Here is a 21,256-nt window from a genome sequence, read left to right as displayed (position 1 = left end):
CGGACCTTATACAGCCGCTGCGCCTGCGACGATCTCCGACAACTCTTGGGTGATTGCTGCCTGTCGGGCCTTGTTATAGGCCAACTGCAGCTCCTCGATAAGGCTTCCGGCATTGTCGGATGCCGCTTTCATGGCCACCATTCGGGCAGCCTGTTCGCAAGCGATGTTTTCGACCACGCTTTGATAGACCAGCGACTCCACATAACGCATCAGCAGCTGCTCCAGAACCTGCTCGGCGTCCGGCTCGTACAGGTAGTCCCAGTGATGCTTGAGTTCGGGGTCGAGCTCTCCGGCCCGGATCGGCAGGAGCTGTTCGACCGTCGGCTTCTGCATCATCGTATTCACAAACTCGTTGAACACGATATACAGCCTGTCGATCTTCCCTTCATCGAAGGCCTCCAGCATCACCTTGACCGCACCGATCAGGTCCTGGAGTCCGGGAGCATCTCCAAGGTGAGTCGTCTGGGAGACGATGTTCACCCCTATTCGTTTAAAGAATCCGGCGGACTTCTGTCCGATGAGGCAGGCATCCACCTCGACATTCCGATCCCGCCACTCCTTGACGGTCTGCAGCGCTACCTTGAACTCGTTGGTGTTCAAACCACCACAAAGGCCCCGATCCGACGAAACAATAATCATCCCGACCCGCTTGACCTCGCGATCCGCGAGGTAGGAATGCTTGTACTCCGCATGCGCGTGTGCCAGATGACTGATCACAGTACGCATCTTGTCGGCATAGGGCCGGGAAGCCACCATCCGGTCCTGCGCCTTGCGCATCTTGGAGGCGGCCACCATCTCCATGGCGCGGGTGATCTTCTGAGTGTTCTTGACACTCCCGATCTGGGTACGTATCTCTTTTCCGCTGGCCATCAGATGCCTCCCGCTTACCAGGTATGGTTGGCTTTAAAGTCTTCGACGGCTTTACGAAGCGCATTTTCGATGTCGTCGTTGTAATCGCCCGAAACGTTGATCTTTTCAATCAGGTCCGACTGCTCAGATCTCATATAGGCCTGCAGCGCCTGTTCGAAATCGACGACCTTTTTTACATCAACGTCGTCCAGGAAACCCTGGTTGGCGGCAAACAGCGACACGGCGACCTGAGCAACGCTCATCGGCTGGTACTGCATCTGCTTCATCAGTTCGGTAACGCGCTGACCACGCTCGATCTGCTTGCGGGTCGATTCGTCCAGGTCGGAAGCGAACTGAGCGAAGGCCGCCAGCTCACGATACTGGGCCAAATCCAGACGCACACCACCACCGAGTTTCTTGATGATCTTGGTCTGGGCGGCGCCACCGACACGCGAGACCGAAAGGCCGGCGTTAATGGCTGGACGGATACCCGCATTGAACAGGTCGGTCTCGAGGAAGATCTGACCATCGGTGATGGAAATCACGTTGGTCGGGACGAACGCCGACACGTCACCCGCCTGGGTCTCGATAATCGGCAACGCGGTCAGGGAGCCGGTCTTGCCTTTCACTTCGCCGTTGGTAATCTTTTCCACCTCCGCTGCATTGATGCGTGATGCACGCTCCAGCAGGCGGGAGTGGAGATAGAACACGTCACCGGGATAGGCTTCACGGCCGGGCGGGCGACGCAGCAGCAGTGATACCTGGCGATAGGCCCAGGCCTGCTTGGTCAGATCATCGTACACGATCAGTGCGTCTTCGCCGCGGTCACGAAAGTATTCGCCCATCGCACAGCCGGCGTAGGGACCGATGTACTGCAGTGCAGCGGAATCGGAAGCGGAAGCGGCCACCACGATGGTGTGCTTCATGGCGCCGTGCTCTTCCAGCTTGCGCACCACGCCCGCGATGGAGGAGGCCTTCTGGCCGATCGCTACGTAGATGCACTTAACCCCGGTATCCTTCTGATTGATGATCGCATCGATGGCGACAGCGGTCTTACCCGTCTGGCGGTCACCGATGATCAGCTCACGCTGACCGCGACCGATCGGTACCATCGCGTCAACCGATTTCAGACCGGTCTGCAGCGGCTGGTCGACCGACTGACGATGAATGACGCCGGGCGCTATCTTTTCGATCGGCGAGGTCTCCGTGGAGTCGATCGGCCCCTTGCCGTCGATAGGCACGCCCAGAGAGTTGACCACGCGTCCCAACAGGGACTCGCCCACCGGCACCTCCATGATACGACCGGTACAGGTGACCTTGTCGCCTTCGGAAATATGCTCGTAGGCGCCCAGGATGACCGCGCCGACCGAGTCACGTTCAAGGTTCAGCGCCAGGCCGAAGGTGTTGCCGGGGAATTCGAGCATTTCGCCGGACATGACGTCGGCCAGCCCGTGAACGCGCGCGATACCGTCGGTCAGACTGACGACGCTACCTTCGGTACGCGCCTCGGTAACCACGTCGTACTCGGCGATGCGCTTCTTAATCAGTTCACTGATTTCTGAAGGATTCAGTTGCATTGTTATGTGTCCTCTAATCGGTCCGGTTTACCGCAGCAGCTGATGACTTAGCCTATCCAGCTTGCCGACAACCGAACCATCGATGACCACGTCTCCCGCACGGATAATGGCCCCGCCAATCAGCTTTTCGTCGATTTTGCAGTCAAGCGTGACCTTGCGGCCAAGCCGCTTCGTAAGGGCCGACGCAATCGCCTTCTTCTGTGCATCCGACAAGGAGCGGGCGGAGGTTACCTCGGCCCGCAGAGTCCCTTCGGCGGCAGCGCGCTCGACCTCGTACAAATCGGCAATTTCCGGCAACAGCTCGAGCCGGTTATTTTCCGCCAGGACGCGGATCGTGTTCTTGGCGCCAGCATTGAGGCGCTCGCCACAGACATCGAGGAAGATCGTCACCGTCTGGTGACGCTCGACCCTCGGATTGTCGAGCAGCGCCGCCATGTCTGGATCGCTTGCGACGGTAGCGGCAAAGGCCAGCATGTCAGACCACCCCTTCAGGTCGCCTTCATCCTGGGCGAGACTGAAAATGGCCTGGGCGTACGGGCGTGCGATGGTTATCAGTTCAGCCATTGGGTACAGCCCTTATATCTGCGCCACGAGGTCCTTGAGAAGGTCCTCTTGTGACTTCTCGTCAATCTCCCGGGCGAGCACTTTCGATGCGCCGGCCACAGATAGCGAGACGACTTTGCCACGCAGACTCTCTTTGGCACGATTGACTTCCTGCTCGATATCCGACTCGGCGGACGCCTTGATGCGTTCCCCTTCGGTACGGGCAGTCTCTTTGGCCTCCTCAACGATCTCGCTGCCACGCTTCTGGGCTTGGGCGATAATCCCCGCGGCCTTCTCTTTGGCTTCGTGGATCACCTCAGCGGCGCGTTTCTCCGCAAGCTCCTGCTCGTGTTTGCCACGTTCAGCGGCCGCAAGACCATCAGCAATGCGCTTTTTCCGGTCCTCCATCATCTGGGTCATCGGATCCCAAAGGAACTTCCAGACGAACCAGACCAGGACGAAGAAGGTCAGCATCTGCCCGAAGAGGGTTGCTGTTACATTCACGTCTTCTCTCTCCCGTATGGGTTGGCGAAACTGGCTGGAAAACCCGGTTTAACCGACCAGCGCGCCCACGAACGGGTTGGCGAATACAAACCACATGGCCATACCCAGCACGATCATCGGGAAGGCTTCCATGAGGCCGCCGGTGAACAGCATCTGACCCATCAGCTGCGGACGCATTTCCGGCTGACGTGCGATACCCTCGATGTACTTGGAGCAGATCAGGCCCCACCCCAGAGCGGAACCAAGGCCGGCGGCGGCCAGGATGATACCGACACCGATTGCGGTGAAGGCGTAGACGTTAGCGAGAATGGATGGATCCATTGGAGCTCTCCTCGGTATAGTTGTGAAAAGTTGGTTAAGTAAGTGGGACGTCAGTGATCGGCCTGCGAAGCCATGCTGAGATAAACGATCGTCAGCAGCATAAAGATGAAGGCCTGGAGAGTAATGACCAGAATATGGAAAATGGCCCAACCGCCACCCAGTGGCCACTGAACCCACCAGGGTAGCAGGGCGATCAGAAGGAAGATCAGTTCGCCGGCGAACATGTTTCCGAACAGACGAAGCCCCAGGCTGACCGGTTTGGCCACCTCTTCGATAGTGGTCATGACGATATTGACCGGTATCAGCCATTTCCCGAAGGGGTGAAACAGGAACATCTTGATGTAGCCGATCACACCCTTGGAGCGAATGTTGTAGATAATGATGAGGCCGAATACCGAGAGCGCCAGGGCGAAGGTCGTACCCAAATCGGTGGTCGGCACAGCCTTCAGATAAGGAATACCCACCATCTCCGCGAGCTTGGGCAACAGATCGACCGGAATCAGATCCATGGCGTTCATCAGGAACACCCAGACGAAGATGGTCAGCCCCAGCGGCCCCACCAGCCGGTCGCGACCATGGAAGATGGATTTCACCTGACTGTCTACGAATTCGAGAATGGCTTCAAGCAGATTCTGCATGCCGGTGGGTTTCTCGGCATCAAGGCTACGCCCGATCTTCCAGCTGACCAGCATGATGAGAGTGGCCAGCAGTCCTCCGAAAAACAGGGTATCCAGGTGCCATGTCCAGAACCCCTCGCCGGTACCGAGATTGGTCAGATGGTGCTGGATATAAGTAACCGGACTATCGGTTGCAGGTGCGGTCGCGCTACTCACGGTTTCACTCCAGAACAATTATGAATTCGGTTTTTGCAGGTGGGGGTGCGCACTGTTGAAGAAATATCCAACTTGCGCCACGCCGAAGCCCACGATAATGGCGACCGGGTTCAGATCCAGAAAGACAATCCCGATGGCAATCAAGGCCGGCGTGGCCACAATGCGGATGACCGCGCCGGTAAACAACTCCATCATTCCGCGCTTGGGGTCCTGGTTAGCCGAGTCGGAGGCCCGTGCGAGTCGCTGTGCACTGATGAGGGTATTGAACAGGGCGATTGCTCCCCCAAACACCACGGCCGAAACCGGTTCCCAGCCTCTCAGTGCAAGATAGACGCCGGCCGCCAGCAGGACCAGGAGCGCCTGGATCGTCAGGAGCCTGCGGGTCATACCCAGCAGGACCTTTGCCGCATAACTCATCAAGTAGACAACCGGGCGGCTCGAGCGCGCCCCTCTGTTCTCGGTTGGTTGTAGATCGCCGAGTCGAGCTTCAGCGGCGCGAAAGTATATAAACCTCAGCCCGGAGCGTCAATGATGCACCAATAAATGAACCTTATATAAGCAATAATCAATGTGACAATAAGGGAATATGCAAGCCTGGAGGTCAGGGGCGCCGCAAGTACGGTGGCTGGTGGCCTGTCCCGAGAATAGCGACCATCACGAGGGCAAGAGTGATTGAATCGGATTTTTTGGTCATTTGAGGCGAATACGACTGCATGGACGCAGTCGTTAGAGGGACGCATGCCGCCATGGATGGAGGAGTAGAGCGAAGCAGGATGCCCGAGCCGAGTAGGTCAGTCTATTCCCGGACAGGCTCCCAGTGCAGTGTGGCGTTCTCCTCACTGGAGGCGCAAACCTTTGTAGTCGGGCTGCAGCCCGACGAGTGACAAGCCGGCAAAGGAGCCAGAGCGTGCTTTCGTAACTCCGGTGGCTTACGGCGCGCCCGCGCAGGGGAATTCCGAACGGGCGGTGCATAGCGCACCTCACCCTCATGAAATGTGGTCGAGGATTCCGTCCAGTTCGTCGAGGGTGTTGTACTGGATCACCAGTTTGCCCTTGCCCTTGGAGCCGTGCTGAATGGCCACACGGGCACCGATGCGCTCTCCGAGTGTTTCCTCCAGGCGACGAATATCCGGATCGGCCTTCTCCTCCGGCTTTTTCTCCGGCGTACCTTCGGAGAGCCGCTTGACCAGCTTTTCGGTCTCACGCACGGATAATCCCTTAGCCACCACCTGGCGGGCGGCCTGACCCTGGAGGTCATGGCTCAGGGCCAACAGGGCACGGGCATGGCCCATCTCCAGAACGCCGTTCTCCACCAGGCGCTTGACGTCCGGAGCGAGACCCAACAGACGCAGCAGGTTGGATACGGCGGCCCGCGAGCGGCCTACCGCCTCCGCCACCTGCTGATGGGTCATGCCGAATTCGTCGACGAGACGCTGCAGGGCGTGCGCCTCTTCCATGGCATTCAGTTCTTCACGCTGGATGTTCTCGATCAGCGCCATGGCGATGGCCGCCTCGTCCGGCACATCGCGAATCACGGCCGGGATGTCGTGCAATCCGGCAATCTGAGCGGCGCGCCAGCGGCGCTCACCGGCAATGATCTCGTAGCGTCCCTTTTGCGCCAACGGACGAACGACGATGGGCTGAACCACGCCTTGCGAGCGAATGGAATCGGCCAACTCTTCCAGCGTATCGGGGTGCATATCCAGCCGCGGCTGATATTTACCGCGCTGGATCACATCCACCGGCAGGTGACGGAAGTCACTGTCGTGTTTTTCCTCACCCGTGCTGTCTCCGGTTGCCTCTGCAGCGGAACTGCCGGAACCAAGCAGGGCGTCCAGGCCTTTACCGAGCCGTCGCTTTCTAGTTGCCATGATTTTCGTCGTCGGTAGGTTCGTCGTAGCCCGAGCGTTTCATAAACTCACCGCAGAGAGGGCAAGAGCGCTAAGAACACAATAGTGATCGCGGCACGTGAAAGTGTAACCGCAAATGGCAGCAAACGTTACGGCGCGCAAGCGGCTTGTTGAACGGTTTCGTTATGTCTTTCGCGTCTTTGCGGCGTAAATCGGGATTATTCAGCGCTTACGGATTCTGCCGCGGGCGCCTGACGCTCATAGCGGCGCAGGATTTCGCCGGCAAGCGCCAGATAGGATACGGCCCCGCGCGATACACGGTCGTACGCCATCGCGGGCACTCCGTGACTGGGCGCCTCCGCGAGCCGAACGTTGCGGGGAATCACGGTGCGATAGACCTTGTCCCCGAAATGGGTGATCAGTTGGCGTGAGACGTCGACGGCGAGATTATTGCGCGGGTCGAACATGGTCCGCAGCAGGCCTTCGACCTCCAGAGCGGGATTCACAGAGCCGCGAATCTGCTCAATGGTATCGAGCAGCGCACTGAGCCCCTCCAGGGCGTAGTACTCGCACTGCATGGGAATCAGCACCGAATCGGCAGCTACCAGCGCATTCACGGTGAGCATGTTCAGGGAGGGGGGGCAGTCGATCAATATGAAGTCGTACTCCGCGGCAATCGGTCGCAGAGCGCTTCGAAGCCGCCGCTCCCGTCCCTCCGCCCCCATCAGTTCCACTTCCGCCGCGGTCAGATCGGAGGTTGTCGGGAGTACATCGTAGCCGGCCTCTTCGGCACGGACAATGACCTCGGCAGGGGCAACGCCATCAAGGAGGACATCGTAGGAGCTCCTTTCGAGTTCGTCCCGGTCCACGCCGCTGCCTACGGTGGCGTTCGCCTGCGGGTCGAGGTCGACCACCAGCACACGCCGTTTGGTGGCCGCAAAAGAGGCCCCCAAATTGATACAGGTGGTGGTCTTGGCGACCCCGCCTTTCTGGTTCGCCACCGCAATAATCCTGCCCATAACCTCTACCCTTCCTGACTTACTCGTTGCTGATGACGATGAGGTGCCGCTGTTCCTGCTCGAGTCCCGGCACCGTGAGCCGTATTGCCTGCGCCGATAGGCCCGCGGGCAGTGCCGCAAGCTCCGCTTCCGGCCGCGCTCCCTTCATGGCCAGCACCCGGCCCCGGGGCGCCAGCAAGTGGCTGCATCCGGAGGCAATCTCGGAAAGGGAGGCGAAAGCGCGGGCGATCACCACATCGAAGGGTGTATCGGGGCGGTACGCCTCCACGCGGGAATGTATCACAGTCACATTGCCAAGCCCCAATTCGGCTTTGGCTTGCGTGAGAAAGCGCGTCTTTTTGCCGTTGGTGTCCAACAAAAAGAAGGTATCCCCCGGACAGGCCACCGCCAGCGGGATCCCCGGCAACCCCGGCCCGGTCCCCACATCGATAACGCGCAGCGCATCGCCCGGGTCCCGCCCCTGCGCCAGATACGGCGCCACCGCCAGCGAATCCAGCAGATGCCGCACCACCATCTCCTGCGGCTCCCGGACCGCAGTCAGGTTATAGGCCCGGTTCCATTTCGCCAACAGGCCGACGTAGGCGATCAACAGCTCCCGCTGCGCCTCCGACAACGCCAGCCCCATCGCCTCCAGGCCGGTCGCGAGGCTCTGGTTCAGGAGGGTCATTGGAAAATACTTTCAACGCAAAGACGCAAAGACGCAAAGGGCGCCAAGAGGTAAAAAACTGTCTGCGACCGACTCAAGTGTTCTTGCTCTGTGATTGATCTAACGTAATTCACAAAGGGCCTCACCCGCATGGGGAGGGAAATTCGAATAACCATGAATCTCTCGCCAAGACGCCAAGCTCGCCAAGAAAGCATCGATAGATCGGTTTTCTTGGCGAGCTTGGCGTCTTTGCGAGAATAAACCGTTCTGTGTTCTTCCGTGGATTTCGTGGCAAAAGCAAGGAATGGCTGAATAGTTACTAGCATCTTTTCGTTGAGATCGGTTGCCCCGAGCTCTTTTTCAGGTAGACCAGCAGGAGAGAGACAGCGGCGGGGGTGATGCCGGGGATGCGGGCGGCCTGGCCGAGGGTGGCCGGGGCGTGGCGATTGAGTTTTTCCTGCACCTCGGCGGAGAGGCCGCGCACCGCGGTATAGTCCATGCCCTCGGGCAGGGGCGTGTCTTCGTGGCGGCGCGCGCGTTCGATCTCCTCGCGCTGGCGATCGATGTAACCTGCGTATTTGGCCTGGATAGCCACCTGTTCGGCGGCCGCCGGTGCCTGCAGACCCGGTCCTGCTGCGGCCAGGGCCATGAGTGAGTCATAACATACATCGGGACGGCGCATGAGCTCCGAAAGCCGGTAGTCGCGTGTCAGGGGCTTCCCGAAGACCCGCTGCGCGTCCGCCGCGTCGATATCCCGGGGGCGCAAAACCGTTGACTCCAGCCGCGCCTGCTCTCTCTCGATGGCCTCGCGCTTGGCCTCGAAGACCTCCCAGCGAACATCGTCCACCAGGCCCAGCTCCCGACCGATCGGCGTCAGGCGCAAATCGGCATTGTCCTCACGCAGCAACAGGCGGTATTCGGCACGGCTGGTGAACATCCGGTAGGGTTCGGTGGTGCCGCGGGTGATCAGATCATCCGCGAGCACACCCAGATAGGCCTCGTCACGGCGAGGAGACCACGCCTCCTGCTCGCGAACCCGGCGGGCAGCGTTCACGGCGGCCAGCAGCCCCTGGGCCGCGGCCTCCTCGTAACCGGTGGTGCCGTTGATCTGGCCGGCGAAGAACAGGCCGTGGATAAAACGGGTCTCCAGCGATGGCTTCAGGTCCCGCGGGTCGAAAAAGTCATACTCGATGGCATAACCCGGGCGCGTGATATGGGCGTTCTCCAAACCGGCCATGGAGCGTACCAGCTTGATCTGCACATCGAACGGCAGCGAGGTGGAGATGCCGTTGGGATAGACCTCATGGGTATCCAGCCCCTCCGGCTCCACGAAAATCTGGTGCGAATCCCGCCCGGCGAAGCGCACCACCTTGTCCTCGATCGATGGGCAATAACGCGGCCCCACCCCTTCGATTGCCCCGGAATAGATGGGCGAACGGTCCAGACCGCCGCGAATGATATCGTGGGTGCGGCTATTGGTGTGGGTGATATAACAGGGGACCTGCCGGGGGTGATCACCGGCTCGGCCAAGAAACGAGAACGCAGGCGCCGGATTATCCCCCGGCTGCGGCTCGAGCCGGTCGTAATCGATGCTGCGCCCGTCGATGCGCGGCGGTGTCCCGGTCTTCAGACGGGCCACCCGAAAGGGCATCTCCCGCAACCGGTGGGCCAGGGCGTTGGCGGGCGGGTCCCCGGCACGACCGCCCTGATAGTTCACTTGGCCAATATGGATCATGCCGCCCAGGAAGGTACCCACCGTAAGCACAACGGTTGGGGCCTGAAAGCGCAACCCCATCTGGGTCACCACGCCGGCGACCCGCTCCCCCTCGACGATAAGGTCCTCCACCCCCTGCTGGAAAAGGGTGAGGTTTTCCTGGTTTTCGAGGGCGCGGCGCACCGCCTGGCGGTAGAGCTGCCGATCGGCCTGGGCCCGGGTGGCGCGGACCGCCGGCCCCTTGCTGGCATTGAGGATCCGGAACTGGATGCCGGCACGATCGATGGCCCGCGCCATCACTCCCCCAAGCGCATCCACCTCCTTGACCAGATGCCCTTTGCCGATCCCGCCGATGGCCGGGTTACAGGACATCTGTCCGAGGGTTTCGATGTTTTGCGTCAACAGCAGCGTGCGCACACCCATGCGCGCCGCGGCCAGGGCCGCCTCGGTACCGGCGTGACCGCCGCCGACCACGATGACATCGAAAGAGTGGAGGTAATCCATATCAGGCTCCGTAACAGAGGCGCTATTGTAGCCCGGAGCCGACACGGGGTTAACCGCAAAGACGCAAAGAGCGCAAAGAAGACACGGAAAAGAATGCACCGCAGAGGCGCAGAGTACGCAGGGATTCGCGAGGGTGTATCCGCAAAACGGCGAGGCCCGCCGTCGGGTCGATCTTTCCGGTACCCATCGCGGCGAGGCGCCGCTCCTACCCCAAGAATCATCCCTCCGGGAATCTCCGCGTCTCTGCGGTGCAAGGCCGTTTTCCTTTGCGCCCTTTGCGTCTTTGCGGTTAAACACCCCGGGAACTTACGCCCCGCCGAAAGAACCAATAGACATACCGCTTTGTTAGTGATTGAAGAGGCCATGAAACAGACCTTTACCGATGATCTACGCCTACTGACCATGACGCTGCCGAGCCCGTTGCACGAGGCGGTGGAAGCACTGCCCGCCGATGAGCTGCTGGAGATCATCCTGGACCTTGGGCGGACTCCTCAGGCTCGACTGGACCGTGGCGCCGTGGAGCTGTCGAACCGGCCCATTGCGCGCGAATTGCTCACCGAAGTGGTTTCAGCGCTGGGTGATTTCGGCGCCGACAACCGTGCCGGCATCGAGGGCACGCTGCACCGCATTTCCGCACTGCGTAACCGCCGCGGGGAAATCGTCGGCCTGACCCTGCGCGTGGGACGTGCAATGCAAGGCACCATCGACCTGGTTCGGGAGTATGTCGAGAGCGGCAGCAGCCTGCTGCTGCTCGGTCGTCCCGGAGTGGGTAAGACCACCAAGCTCCGGGAGATCGCCCGGGTGCTGGCTGACGAGTTCGACCGGCGGGTGGTGGTGGTGGATACCTCCAACGAAATTGCTGGTGACGGTGATGTTCCCCACCCCGCCATCGGTCGCGCCCGGCGCATGCAGGTACCGCATCCAAACCGGCAGCATGCGATCATGATCGAAGCGGTGGAGAATCACATGCCGGAGGCCATTATCGTCGACGAGATCGGTACCGCCGAAGAGGCCCTCGCCGCCCGCACCATCGCCGAGCGCGGCGTCCAGCTGATCGCCACCGCACATGGCAACAGCCTCGACAATCTGGTGATGAATCCCACCCTCGCCGACCTGGTGGGCGGTGTACAGACCGTCACGCTGAGTGACGAAGAGGCGCGTTTTCGCCACAGCCGCAAGAGCGTCAACGAACGCAAGACCTCGCCCACGTTCGACGTGGTGATCGAGCTGACCGAGCGGAAAGCCTTCACCGTCCATCCCGACAGTGCTGACGCGGTCGACCAGTTGTTGATGGGCAGAACCCCTCACGGGGTTCGTTTTGGAAGCATCGCCGAGAGCACCGAAACGCAACCGGCGGCCCCGGTCGGGCCGGAGCACGAGCAGCCGACGGAGGATCCCGACCATCCTCTTCGCATCCACGCCCATGCCCTCTCCCGCGATTCAGTGGAGCGGGTGATTCGCGACATGCGTCTTGATGCCCGTACGGTACGCAGTCCCGAACAGGCGGACTTGATCCTGACGCTACGCTCCCGGGCCGCCGACCCCCGCATCCTGAACCTGGTGGCAACCACCGGTATCCCGCTACGACAGGTCAAGAAGAACACCACCGCCCAGATCCGGCGCCTTCTGCAGACCACCTTGCGGGAAAACGACGAGTGGGAGGAGCGCTTCGCCAGCTAGCGATTTCTTTGCCGCAGAGGGCACAGAGGGCACAGAGGGCACAGAGGGCGATGATTTAAAAAATATGGATTTTCGGCGGAATTCATGGCGTCGAGACGACCTCCTCCCGCCAGCCAAGGAACCCGGAACATCGATTTCGACCTTCTGTATTCGCTGTGTTCTCTTTGGCTGGTTTCTGAAGGTCCGAAAGGTCGACGGCTGCTGCGCTAGACTTTTGGCAATCTCATACGGAGGTGAACCATGGCGAGCGATTTGGATCCGATAGTCGGCAACTGGTACCGCGACAAGGTCGAAAAGAGCCAGCGCTTCGAGGTGGTGTCATTGGAGGAGGATGCCGGCACGGTCGAGGTTCAGCACTTCGACGGCAATGTCGAAGAGTGGGATCTGGATGATTGGTACCAGATGGATTTGGAGTCTATCGAAGCACCGGAAGACTGGACCGGACCGATGGACGAAGAGACCCGGAGCGACCTGGTCTATATGGATTCGGACATGAAGCCCGAGGAGTGGGATGAACCCTATCAGGAGGCCCATGAACGTACTCGTGGTCCCGACGAAGAGTACCGCGGAGACGAGTGGGCCGACAAGGACCTTGGCAAGGAAGAGGAGTAACCGCGTTTACCGGTGCCGGCGGCAGATGCGGAGCTGGTTGAGCCATTCGCCGGCCATCCGGCGCCTTACCGTTCGGTCAAATTGAGTGGCAAGCAGTTGCTCTTTGGATGCGGACAGCTGGACAATGACCCAACCCCCGCGGGATTGACACCCCACCTCGATGCTCCATTCTCCGCCCTCGGCCTCCACTTCGAACAGGAACGCGGCCAATTTCAGGTCCTTGAGTACGCTCGATGCCGCCTCCCGGGCCTGAATCCGTTCCGCAGAAGCCGAGGCCATCCCACACCCATCCGCGTTAATGGTGGTGGGCTACGGCCTTGAGGGCATTCATGGCGTCGTCATAGGAAAGGTCCGGCGTCAGCCGCCCACGGGTTCCGCGTTCGGCGCTGGCGACGATATCGTCCATCGACAGGATACCCACCAGCTCCCCCTCCCGGTCGAGGACGGGCAATCGCCTGACCTTCTGCGCCCACATGGTCTTGACGGCCTGCTTGACGTCTTCGTCGGCCTGGCAGGTGTACAGCGGCCGGGAGCCGACAAGTTCACCACACTTCATTTCCCAAAGCGGCTTGTGGTTCAGCGCGGCGGTGACGGCGATATCCCGGTCGGTGATAATCCCTACTGCCCGACCGGACTCATCCATCACAGGCAGGGCACCGCAGTCGCCGTCCCACATCAACAACCCGGCTTTTTCCAGGGTGGTGTTTAGGTCGCAGATCGTCACGCTGCGCTGCATCACGTCGGTGACATTCATGTTCAGCCCTCACGGCAGAGCATTGCGGTAGCCTCTTGCCGAAACCATAGACTGAGGGGAGCCTTTGTCAAAAGCGCCAGGAGCCTGTCCGAGAATAGCGACCGTCACGAGGGCACGACTCCATGGATGGAGGAGTTAGAGCGAAGCAGGAGGCCCGAGCCGAGTAGGTCCGCCTATTCTCGGACAGGCTCCCAGACGGCTATCAAGCCAGTCGGTAGGCCGTTTCATCCTCCAGAGCAAGCATCTTCTGGACCATGGTCAGGCCCTCCCGGGTGAAGGTGTCCAGATCACCCCATTGGTCCGAGGCGCCGATCACCTCGGACCCGTCGGGCATCGAGACCCGCAACGCCCAGCGCCCTTCGCCAATCTCGCCACCGTTGGGCTCGATCGACAGGAACAGATTCGGCTTCGGATTGGCCTCCTGAACGACGGCCATGATGTAGCGATAGTCCACGCCATCCCCACTCTCGACCTCACCCAGTACCGTAACCAGAAATTCGCCGAACTGATAGCGCCGCTTGGGAATTGCGGTCTTGATCACGGGTGCACTCACAATTAATTCCCTACGGTTCTGTTATGGAATGACAGATTAGCAAACCTGACGATGGCTGAGAATCCTTGCATCCAGACACGCCGCCCGAATCAGGCGCGGCCTGCCGCCAGGGTAAACGCATACTCCCATTTTTGATGCCGGCGAGCGAACCAAGTCCTTGATAGCCGGTATGCTGTGAATACTGCAGGAAGTGACAATTATGCAGGAGCAATCATCTTTCATCGGTGTACGCTCACGGCAGCATCCCTCGACAAGTGGCTCCTGCATTGTCTAACACCGCCATTCCTGGCGGCGTGCTGCCGACGGCCTGCTATCAAGGACTTACACCGCTCGCTTCAAAGTAGGCGCCCTCGGCCTGCCGCAAAAAGAGTTGACGCAAGCGCCCAGTGCAGTAGAATGCCGCGGCTCTGGAGCGGTAGTTCAGCTGGTTAGAATACCGGCCTGTCACGCCGGGGGTCGCGGGTTCGAGTCCCGTCCGCTCCGCCAAAATTTGAAAAGGCCATCCTCCCGGGGTGGCCTTTATCGTTTCAGAGCACTATTTCATTACCTCACCGCACCACCGCTCCCTCATTATTTCGGCAAGCTGACAAACTCGGGGCACGTTGCCCTTGACGGGGCGTTCGGCAGTGCTTTTAGTTTCGGTATACAGCAGCGAAACTGGAGCTTGAGCAATGAGCAGACCGGATTTTGCTCACACCGACCTTGGCACCCTGACCTCAGGGGATCTTCGTCTCTTGATCGAAAACATGCCCCAGCCCGGCGACAGCTACGAGGCCATTGCGCAGGTGCTGGAGACCCTTCCCTCGACCATCGAGTCGATGCTGACCAGCGACTACATCTACCAGCTGATCCATGATCGGCGGCAATTGATGCTCGGTATGTCTCCCTTCCTTCTTTTCAGCGTATTGCTGCGCCGGTCACTGGGGCGACCACGGACAGTACTGGACCGTCGGGTGCTGAACTATCTGGCCAATCTGCTGGCCCTGTTTGTGCGGACCGACCGCGTCTTTCGGGTGGAACCGGGGGACCGGGAGCCACACCACTATGTCGTCGAACTCATTGCCGAAGCCGATGACGCCGACCCGAGACGCGCCTTTGTCACCTACGCCCACGTCGGCAATTACGCCCTTTGGCTGACGGGATTGCAGATGCAGTGGCTTGAGCAGCGCTACCATTTCGGTCGACGTCCGATCTCGCCCGATTACTATGCCGGGTTCGGGCAATCCTCCTTCGAACGGGCAGCCCGGCACCAACTGGCACGCGGATTCGGCCTGGATGACGTGTTCATGCGACTGGCGGTGATGTTCGATCACTACCGGGGGGGGCTGGCCACAATGCAACGGGACCATCTAACGGGATCGTAGGGCTTTTGTGGTCCCACTCATCTCACAGGTATAATCCGCGCAATTTTTAATCATCGGTGAGCCTATGGCCCCCAGAAACTATATTTCCAGCCTGTTCGGGACCTCGCCCGTCGCCCCGCTACAAAAGCATATGGCGGAAGTGCAGGCGTGCATCTCGGAACTGATCCCCTTTTTTGAAGCGGTACTCGCGGATGATTGGGAGCGCGCCGCGGCCGAACAGCAGCGGATCGCCGACCTGGAAGATGCGGCCGACGACCTCAAACACGACCTGCGGCTGCACTTGCCGAGTGGCTGGCTGATGGCCATGTCCCGCCGGGACCTGCTGGAGGTCCTCACCGTCCAGGACCGCATCGCCAACAAGGCCAAGGATATTGCCGGGCTGATCCTGGGCCGAAAAATGACCTTCCCCGACCCAATCGGAACACCCATCCTGAATTTTGTGCGCCGCTGTGTGGATGCCAGTGGGCAGGCTCGTTCGGTAATCGACGAACTTGATGAACTGGTGGAAACCGGCTTTCGGGGTCACGAGGTGGAGCTGGTCCAGTCGATGATCACCGAACTGGACAGGATCGAGTCCGACACGGACGCCATGCAGGTGGAAATTCGTGCCCTCCTGTTCAAGCAGGAGAAGGATTTACCGCCGGTGGACGTCATGTTCATGTACCGCATCATTGAATGGATTGGCGACCTCGCCGATCTGGCTCAGCGCGTAGGCAGTCGCCTCGAACTGATGCTGGCGCGCTGAACGGCCGGAGGCGAGGATGGAATACGCAATTACCTTTATCGTATTGGCCTGTATTTTTGGTGTGTTCATGGCCTGGGGCGTGGGGGCGAACGACGTCGCCAATGCCATGGGCACCTCGGTGGGCTCGAAGGCGCTGACGGTACGGCAGGCGGTCCTGATCGCCGCCGTCTTTGAATTCTCTGGCGCCTATCTGGCGGGCGGACAGGTGACGCAGACCATCCGCAAGGGGATGATCGATTCGGACCTGTTGGCAGGAACCCCCGAACTGCTCGTCTACGGAATGCTGGCCTCCCTGCTGGCGGCGGGCATCTGGCTACTGATCGCCTCCCGCATGGGCTGGCCGGTCTCCACCACCCACTCCATCGTGGGCGCGATCGTCGGTTTTGCGGCCGTCGGGATCGGTGTCGAGGCGGTTCACTGGCCCAAGATCGGTACCATCGTCATCAGTTGGGTGATTTCGCCTGCGGTGGCGGGGATTCTCTCCTACTGGCTGTTTGTCAGTGTGCAGCATCTGATTCTCGATACCGACGACCCGCTCGCGAATGCCAAACGCTACGTGCCGGGCTACATCTTTCTGACCGGCTTTATGCTTACCCTGGTTACCCTCTACAAGGGCCTGAAGCACATCGGGCTGGAATTCAGCACCGGCGAGGCTTACGGGATTGCCGCTGTAGTCGGGCTGTCCGTGATGGCGCTCGGCAAGATCATGATCGAACGTCTGCATTTCGATCCCGCCGCCGATCGCTCGTTCCACTATGCCAACGTGGAGAAAGTCTTCGCGGTCCTGATGATCTTCACCGCCTGCGCGATGGCCTTCGCCCACGGCTCCAACGACGTAGCCAACGCGGTCGGCCCGCTGGCCGCAGTCGTCGGCATCGTCCAGAGCGGCGGCGTAGTGGCGCAACAGATGACAATGCCCGCATGGGTCCTGCTGCTCGGCGGCGTCGGCATCGTCGTCGGCCTGGTCACCTACGGTCACCGCGTGATGGCGACCGTGGGGCGGGGGATTACGGAACTGACGCCGAGCCGCGGTTTTGCCTGTGAACTCGCCGCCGCGACCACGGTGGTGGTGGCCTCCGGAACGGGCCTGCCCATCTCCACTACCCATACCCTGGTCGGTGCCGTGCTCGGGGTGGGATTCGCCCGCGGCATCGCGGCCCTCGATCTGCACGTGGTCCGGACGATCTTTCTCTCCTGGATCATCACGCTGCCGGCCGGGGCCATTCTGGCGATCACCTTCTTCTATATCCTGCGGGGGGTGTTTGGGTGAGGATCGCCCCATCCGCGATATCGATTTCGGGCGTGGCCCGCCGGAAAGCCGCAACGCAGGCGCTGTCGCTGAACCCTTCAGTTCACCGTCTGCGCCTGCCGCACCTTGGTGAGGAATTCGGCAAAGAAGGCGCCAAAAAATCCGGCAAACAGCCCGAGTATCGCCGCCAGAGCCACGATCACCCCAATGCCCGCCCCTCCCGGGCCGGATCTGACCGTCTCACCGGCCGGGTCGGTCGGGTCGGTCGGCCTGATCGAATCCAGCGCGAGCCCAAGCGCCTTGGCCTCGGCAATGAGCTGCTCTCGTTGCTCTTGTGATCGCTTTAGCCCCTCTTGCGCCTCGAAGAGTCGCTCGGAGACGTCGAGCAGCGGGGCACCGACCCGGTTGGCACCGTCGACGGCGGCAAGCCGCAGTGAAGTTTCTTCAAACACCGTCGCCAATCGGGCGCGCGATCGAATCTCTCCATCCAACTGCGCATGACGCATCTTGGTGCGCGCCAATCTCGCTTCGATCTCACCCTTGGCGGCATCGAGCAGGTCGTCGTGCGCGTCGGCCAAACGGACGATGGCAGCCTGATGAACCGCTGCGATCCGTTCGGCCCGGGCTGCCGTACCCTCACTCGTGATGGTCATGCGGCGGCCATCCTTGGAAACAGCGGCGCGGGCATGGAGACCCTCGGCCACTGCCGCAATCGCTTCTTTCGCCGCATCTTCGATCAGTACTGCTGATGATATCGGCAGATAGTTTCGTTTGGATCCCGAGCCCTGCCACCACCCCCCGATCTCGGTGGTTGTCTCATACGTGTACACCGGCTCCCGCAGCGTCGCCATCAAAGTGCCGGCGATGAGGCCCAGGAGGGTCAGGCCGATCACCATCCACCTTCGGCGCAGAAGCACCAGCCCAATGTCTATCAGCGAAATTTCGTCATCCGGAGGCAAACGTGCGTACGGGTTGAGAGCAGTGCATTGTTCTGGGTGCATAGCCTGTTGGGTGTGTGTGGAACCTAACTTAAAAGATAGCTGCACTTTTCCCCGGCACCACCACACCTCGCCGCAATGGTGATGTGCATCACACGGGCGCCTGCCGCCACAAGGATTTGCCTGTGACCGGACAACGGACTAACCTCGTTGCCCCACGGTAACGAGGTGAGCCAAATGGGCCTTCTCGACTTCGACGCCAAACCGGACGCCTATGCGGTGATGGGCAACCCCATCGCGCACAGCAAATCCCCCCGCATCCATGCCCTGTTCGCGAAACAGACGCGACAGCGGCTGACCTATACCGCCATTCTGGTGGAGCCCGGCGGGTTTGCTCAGGCGGTAGGCAACTTCCACGCCAATGGCGGCAAGGGGCTCAACGTCACCGTGCCGTTCAAGCAGGAAGCCTGGCGGCTGGTGGATGAGCGCAGTCCACGGGCAGAGCGTGCCGGAGCGGTAAACACCATCACCCTGCATAAAGATGGGAGCCGGTCTGGCGAAAATACGGATGGCGTGGGACTGGTGAGCGATCTCTCACGCCTCGGAGTAACTCTGAGGGGACGCCGAGTTCTGATCCTGGGTGCCGGTGGTGCGGTACGGGGAGTGCTGGAACCGCTTCTCGACGAGGGGCCCGCCGAGCTGTTGATCGCCAACCGTACCGTTACCAGGGCCGAGGAGCTGGCGAGCGCCTTTGCCGGGGCGGGAGCGATAACCGGGTGCGGATTCGACGAGCTGGAAGGCCGACAATCCGATGTCATCATCAATGGCACCACTGCCAGTCTGCAGGGCGAAGTCCCTCCCCTCCCCGACGCAATCCTGGCCGAAGGCGCAACCTGCTACGACATGATGTACGCTGCCGAACCCACCGCGTTCGTCCAATGGGCCCGCGAGCGCCATGCGGCCGCGGCACACGACGGTCTCGGCATGCTGGTCGCACAGGCGGCGGAATCCTTCTACATCTGGCGCGGTGTCCGGCCCGAAATCGGGCCGGTGATTGAGACCCTTCGTCGCGAGCTGTCGGGCTGACGATCGGCCGATTGTGGAGTGGTGGTTTTCACCGCAGAGGCGCGGAGTGCACAGAGGGGTCAGACTTGGTCAGACTCCGCTTGGTAGCAGGTCGGGATTTAACCCGACCCGGGGAGATCGAACTGAGTATTACACGATTTCCCGTATGGACCACCAGGAGCCTGTCCGAGAATAGCAATGGGCTCCAAAATGTAGGTTGGCGCTGAGGAACGAAGCCCAACAAAACAGCGTGGGGGTTCGCATCACTCACCCCAACCTACAAAAAACAATGTTCTCGGACAGGCTCCTAGGCCCGGCGCTCCTGCCGGCGCCGTTCACCATGGCGGCGCTCGGCGACACGACGCTGCGCGACCCGCTGTTCGATAAAGGGTATCTCCCCGGCAAGGCTGGAGGACGGCGTCTTTTGGGTCGGCGAACGGCGATCCACAGCCCGACGTTCCTGCCGTCGGCGTTCGTCCGATCGTCTCTCGGTCTTGCGTCGATCCTCCACAATCAACGGTTGCGCCAACCATGGACGCCGGCGACGTCGATCCGGCCCCCTCCAGGGCATCCTGCGAGGGCGGCGACGCTCGGGCTCCGCGTGTTCAGTGACCTCCACCGGCTGGCCCTTGAGCTCCCGGTGATTGAGTTCACGGATGGCGCGGCGCGCCTCCTGATCCGGCTCGATCACGCCATAGGCGCAGTGGTTGATGCGACCATCGACCAGTTTGTTGATGATGAGAAAACCTGAGCACCGCCCGTAGCCGCGGAAAAAACGGCGCAGGTCATCACCGGTTACCGAATCGGGCAGGTTGCCGACAAAGATCTGCATGAATCAGCCCATTTGCAGCTCTTGATACGGGTCCGCGCAACGGAGGGGAGTGCCCGTCAAGGCACTCTCGGAAAAGGCCCGCCGCTCACTCCGGCGACGCTCGATACCTCCCCAGTGTCGTAACCGCCAATTGAGCGCCCGCCGTTCATTACCGGCGGCCCGGTAATGGAACTCCCGCACCCTCACCCGGTAGCCCTGCAATCGCCTTTTGGCCATAAGCCGCACCGCGTACCGGCCGATGGCCCTGGAAGCCAACGTAACGCGTCCATAGTGACCGATACTCCCGTGGCGGTCACGAAACTCGACGACCTTGGCCGAACGAATCATCCACACGGGGAGGAAGACACTGCGCCGGAATGCCACGCGCAACTCGGCAGATTCGATCCCGGGGGGGAGATTACCGACAAAAAGCTCCATGCTCGCACTCCCTTCGACGAATCCCTGTTGTTTTTTTGCAGTAGATGCGTAGTGGCCACACCGACACGGGTAAGCGCATCGAATGGTGCGAAAACGGCCCCGCACCGTCTCCCAGAGCATAGAACGGACTCGCGTTCAGCGATAGGCTTCGGCCAGCGACACATACAGCGCCGCCTGGTAGGTGAACCGCTCACGCTCTTGCGTCGAAAGCGCCCGCCCCCGGCGAACCGGACTGCCCAGCCAGAGGTAACCGCCCTCCAGTTCCCGCCCGGGCGGGACCAGACTCCCCGCAGCCAGCAGTGCCCCGGATCGCACCACTGCGCCGTCGAGGACGATCGCCCCCATCCCGATGAGACAGCGGTCCTCGACCGTGCAGCCGTGGAGCGTGGCATTGTGCCCCACGGTCACATCATCCCCGACCCGACAGGGAAAGCCACCCGGCGCCTGGTCATGATCATGGGTGACATGCAGGACCGTGCCATCCTGGATACTGGTGCGGGCACCGACGCGGATGGCGTTGACATCGCCCCGTAGCACGGCGCCCGGCCAGATGGAACTCTGCGCCCCGATCCCCACATCGCCGATCACCACTGCCGCCTCGTCGACGTAGGCCGTGGCATCGATGGCCGGGGTGAAATCGCGAAACAGTCGAATCATGGCTCTCCCTCCCCGAATTACTCACCACAA

24 protein-coding genes and 1 tRNA gene are annotated in these 21,256 nt (G+C 60.9%); 7 read left to right on the top strand and 18 right to left on the bottom strand.

Translation table 11 applies throughout. The features are described 5' to 3' along the window. Positions 1-6 precede the first annotated feature (6 nt). The 11 genes from atpG to mnmG form a co-directional block, all read right to left on the bottom strand. Positions 7-870, bottom strand: coding sequence for a F0F1 ATP synthase subunit gamma (gene atpG / locus Q7L05_RS04205; protein WP_303902409.1), 864 nt, complete (start codon positions 868-870; stop codon positions 7-9). Between the two features lie 14 nt (positions 871-884). Next, positions 885-2,426 (bottom strand): F0F1 ATP synthase subunit alpha, encoded by a 1,542-nt coding sequence (atpA, locus tag Q7L05_RS04200; protein WP_303902406.1) that lies wholly within the window; start codon positions 2,424-2,426, stop codon positions 885-887. A gap of 27 nt (positions 2,427-2,453) precedes the next feature. Next, positions 2,454-2,990: a F0F1 ATP synthase subunit delta gene (locus Q7L05_RS04195; RefSeq protein WP_303902403.1), complete on the bottom strand. Its 537-nt coding sequence runs from the start codon at positions 2,988-2,990 to the stop codon at positions 2,454-2,456. 12 nt (positions 2,991-3,002) lie between these two features. Beyond that, entirely contained in the window at positions 3,003-3,473 is a 471-nt protein-coding gene (locus tag Q7L05_RS04190) for a F0F1 ATP synthase subunit B (RefSeq protein WP_303902400.1), read from the bottom strand. A gap of 48 nt (positions 3,474-3,521) precedes the next feature. Continuing rightward, positions 3,522-3,794, bottom strand: coding sequence for a F0F1 ATP synthase subunit C (gene atpE, locus Q7L05_RS04185; protein ID WP_092998002.1), 273 nt, complete (start codon positions 3,792-3,794; stop codon positions 3,522-3,524). Between the two features lie 50 nt (positions 3,795-3,844). After that, complete coding sequence (gene atpB, locus Q7L05_RS04180; protein ID WP_303902395.1) at positions 3,845-4,627, bottom strand: F0F1 ATP synthase subunit A; 783 nt, start codon at positions 4,625-4,627, stop codon at positions 3,845-3,847. A gap of 18 nt (positions 4,628-4,645) precedes the next feature. Continuing rightward, positions 4,646-5,044 carry an ATP synthase subunit I gene (locus Q7L05_RS04175; RefSeq protein WP_303902392.1) on the bottom strand — a complete coding sequence of 133 codons (399 nt, stop codon included), beginning with the start codon at positions 5,042-5,044 and terminating at the stop codon, positions 4,646-4,648. A gap of 569 nt (positions 5,045-5,613) precedes the next feature. Next, complete coding sequence (locus Q7L05_RS04170; RefSeq protein ID WP_303902389.1) at positions 5,614-6,498, bottom strand: ParB/RepB/Spo0J family partition protein; 885 nt, start codon at positions 6,496-6,498, stop codon at positions 5,614-5,616. A 197-nt stretch (positions 6,499-6,695) separates the two neighbouring features. Then, entirely contained in the window at positions 6,696-7,496 is an 801-nt protein-coding gene (locus Q7L05_RS04165; protein ID WP_303902386.1) for a ParA family protein, read from the bottom strand. 19 nt (positions 7,497-7,515) lie between these two features. Next, positions 7,516-8,163 carry a 16S rRNA (guanine(527)-N(7))-methyltransferase RsmG gene (gene rsmG / locus Q7L05_RS04160; protein WP_303902383.1) on the bottom strand — a complete coding sequence of 216 codons (648 nt, stop codon included), beginning with the start codon at positions 8,161-8,163 and terminating at the stop codon, positions 7,516-7,518. A gap of 298 nt (positions 8,164-8,461) precedes the next feature. Next, positions 8,462-10,360, bottom strand: a complete 1,899-nt coding sequence (gene mnmG / locus Q7L05_RS04155; protein ID WP_303902380.1) for a tRNA uridine-5-carboxymethylaminomethyl(34) synthesis enzyme MnmG — start codon at positions 10,358-10,360, stop codon at positions 8,462-8,464. A 363-nt stretch (positions 10,361-10,723) separates the two neighbouring features. Between mnmG and Q7L05_RS04150 the strand changes: the two genes are divergently transcribed. Both Q7L05_RS04150 and Q7L05_RS04145 read left to right on the top strand, forming a co-directional pair. Then, the gene (locus Q7L05_RS04150) at positions 10,724-12,040 is read left to right on the top strand and encodes a single-stranded DNA-binding protein (RefSeq protein WP_303902377.1); all 1,317 of its coding nucleotides are present in this window, start codon (positions 10,724-10,726) and stop codon (positions 12,038-12,040) included. Between the two features lie 240 nt (positions 12,041-12,280). Continuing rightward, positions 12,281-12,652: a DUF6763 family protein gene (locus Q7L05_RS04145; protein WP_303902374.1), complete on the top strand. Its 372-nt coding sequence runs from the start codon at positions 12,281-12,283 to the stop codon at positions 12,650-12,652. 6 nt (positions 12,653-12,658) lie between these two features. Here Q7L05_RS04145 and Q7L05_RS04140 read toward each other — a convergent pair whose 3' ends face one another. The 3 genes from Q7L05_RS04140 to Q7L05_RS04130 all read right to left on the bottom strand — a co-directional run bounded on the left by Q7L05_RS04140 (position 12,659) and on the right by Q7L05_RS04130 (position 13,959). Next, positions 12,659-12,931, bottom strand: a complete 273-nt coding sequence (locus Q7L05_RS04140) for a hypothetical protein (protein ID WP_303902371.1) — start codon at positions 12,929-12,931, stop codon at positions 12,659-12,661. Positions 12,932-12,947: 16 nt separating this feature from the next. Then, a complete protein-coding gene (locus Q7L05_RS04135) occupies positions 12,948-13,406 on the bottom strand; it encodes a CBS domain-containing protein (protein ID WP_303902368.1) in 459 nt (152 codons plus the stop codon). Positions 13,407-13,608: 202 nt separating this feature from the next. Next, entirely contained in the window at positions 13,609-13,959 is a 351-nt protein-coding gene (locus Q7L05_RS04130) for a hypothetical protein (protein WP_303902363.1), read from the bottom strand. A gap of 409 nt (positions 13,960-14,368) precedes the next feature. On the opposite strand from Q7L05_RS04130, the gene Q7L05_RS04125 reads away from it, so the two are divergent. The 4 genes from Q7L05_RS04125 to Q7L05_RS04110 all read left to right on the top strand — a co-directional run bounded on the left by Q7L05_RS04125 (position 14,369) and on the right by Q7L05_RS04110 (position 17,338). Further along, positions 14,369-14,445 (top strand) — tRNA-Asp (locus Q7L05_RS04125). Between the two features lie 185 nt (positions 14,446-14,630). Continuing rightward, positions 14,631-15,323: a hypothetical protein gene (locus Q7L05_RS04120; protein WP_303902360.1), complete on the top strand. Its 693-nt coding sequence runs from the start codon at positions 14,631-14,633 to the stop codon at positions 15,321-15,323. 64 nt (positions 15,324-15,387) lie between these two features. After that, entirely contained in the window at positions 15,388-16,068 is a 681-nt protein-coding gene (locus Q7L05_RS04115) for a TIGR00153 family protein (RefSeq protein ID WP_303902357.1), read from the top strand. Between the two features lie 16 nt (positions 16,069-16,084). Then, positions 16,085-17,338 carry an inorganic phosphate transporter gene (locus tag Q7L05_RS04110; RefSeq protein ID WP_303902354.1) on the top strand — a complete coding sequence of 418 codons (1,254 nt, stop codon included), beginning with the start codon at positions 16,085-16,087 and terminating at the stop codon, positions 17,336-17,338. 77 nt (positions 17,339-17,415) lie between these two features. On the opposite strand, the gene Q7L05_RS04105 is transcribed toward Q7L05_RS04110, so the two are convergent. Then, complete coding sequence (locus Q7L05_RS04105; protein WP_303902351.1) at positions 17,416-18,318, bottom strand: Wzz/FepE/Etk N-terminal domain-containing protein; 903 nt, start codon at positions 18,316-18,318, stop codon at positions 17,416-17,418. A gap of 174 nt (positions 18,319-18,492) precedes the next feature. On the opposite strand from Q7L05_RS04105, the gene aroE reads away from it, so the two are divergent. After that, positions 18,493-19,341 carry a shikimate dehydrogenase gene (gene aroE, locus Q7L05_RS04100; protein WP_303902348.1) on the top strand — a complete coding sequence of 283 codons (849 nt, stop codon included), beginning with the start codon at positions 18,493-18,495 and terminating at the stop codon, positions 19,339-19,341. 286 nt (positions 19,342-19,627) lie between these two features. Here aroE and Q7L05_RS04095 read toward each other — a convergent pair whose 3' ends face one another. The 3 genes from Q7L05_RS04095 to Q7L05_RS04085 all read right to left on the bottom strand — a co-directional run bounded on the left by Q7L05_RS04095 (position 19,628) and on the right by Q7L05_RS04085 (position 21,226). Continuing rightward, positions 19,628-20,152 carry an RNA-binding protein gene (locus tag Q7L05_RS04095; RefSeq protein ID WP_303902345.1) on the bottom strand — a complete coding sequence of 175 codons (525 nt, stop codon included), beginning with the start codon at positions 20,150-20,152 and terminating at the stop codon, positions 19,628-19,630. 3 nt (positions 20,153-20,155) lie between these two features. Further along, a complete protein-coding gene (locus Q7L05_RS04090) occupies positions 20,156-20,569 on the bottom strand; it encodes an RNA recognition motif domain-containing protein (RefSeq protein WP_303902342.1) in 414 nt (137 codons plus the stop codon). Positions 20,570-20,704: 135 nt separating this feature from the next. After that, positions 20,705-21,226, bottom strand: coding sequence for a gamma carbonic anhydrase family protein (locus Q7L05_RS04085; RefSeq protein ID WP_303902339.1), 522 nt, complete (start codon positions 21,224-21,226; stop codon positions 20,705-20,707). Positions 21,227-21,256 lie beyond the last annotated feature (30 nt).

The organism is Thiohalomonas denitrificans (assembly GCF_016841685.1).
GTDB lineage: Bacteria > Pseudomonadota > Gammaproteobacteria > Thiohalomonadales > Thiohalomonadaceae > Thiohalomonas > Thiohalomonas denitrificans_A.
Note: the sequence above shows the minus strand (reverse complement) of the source record. Positions and strands in the feature narration are given on the sequence as shown.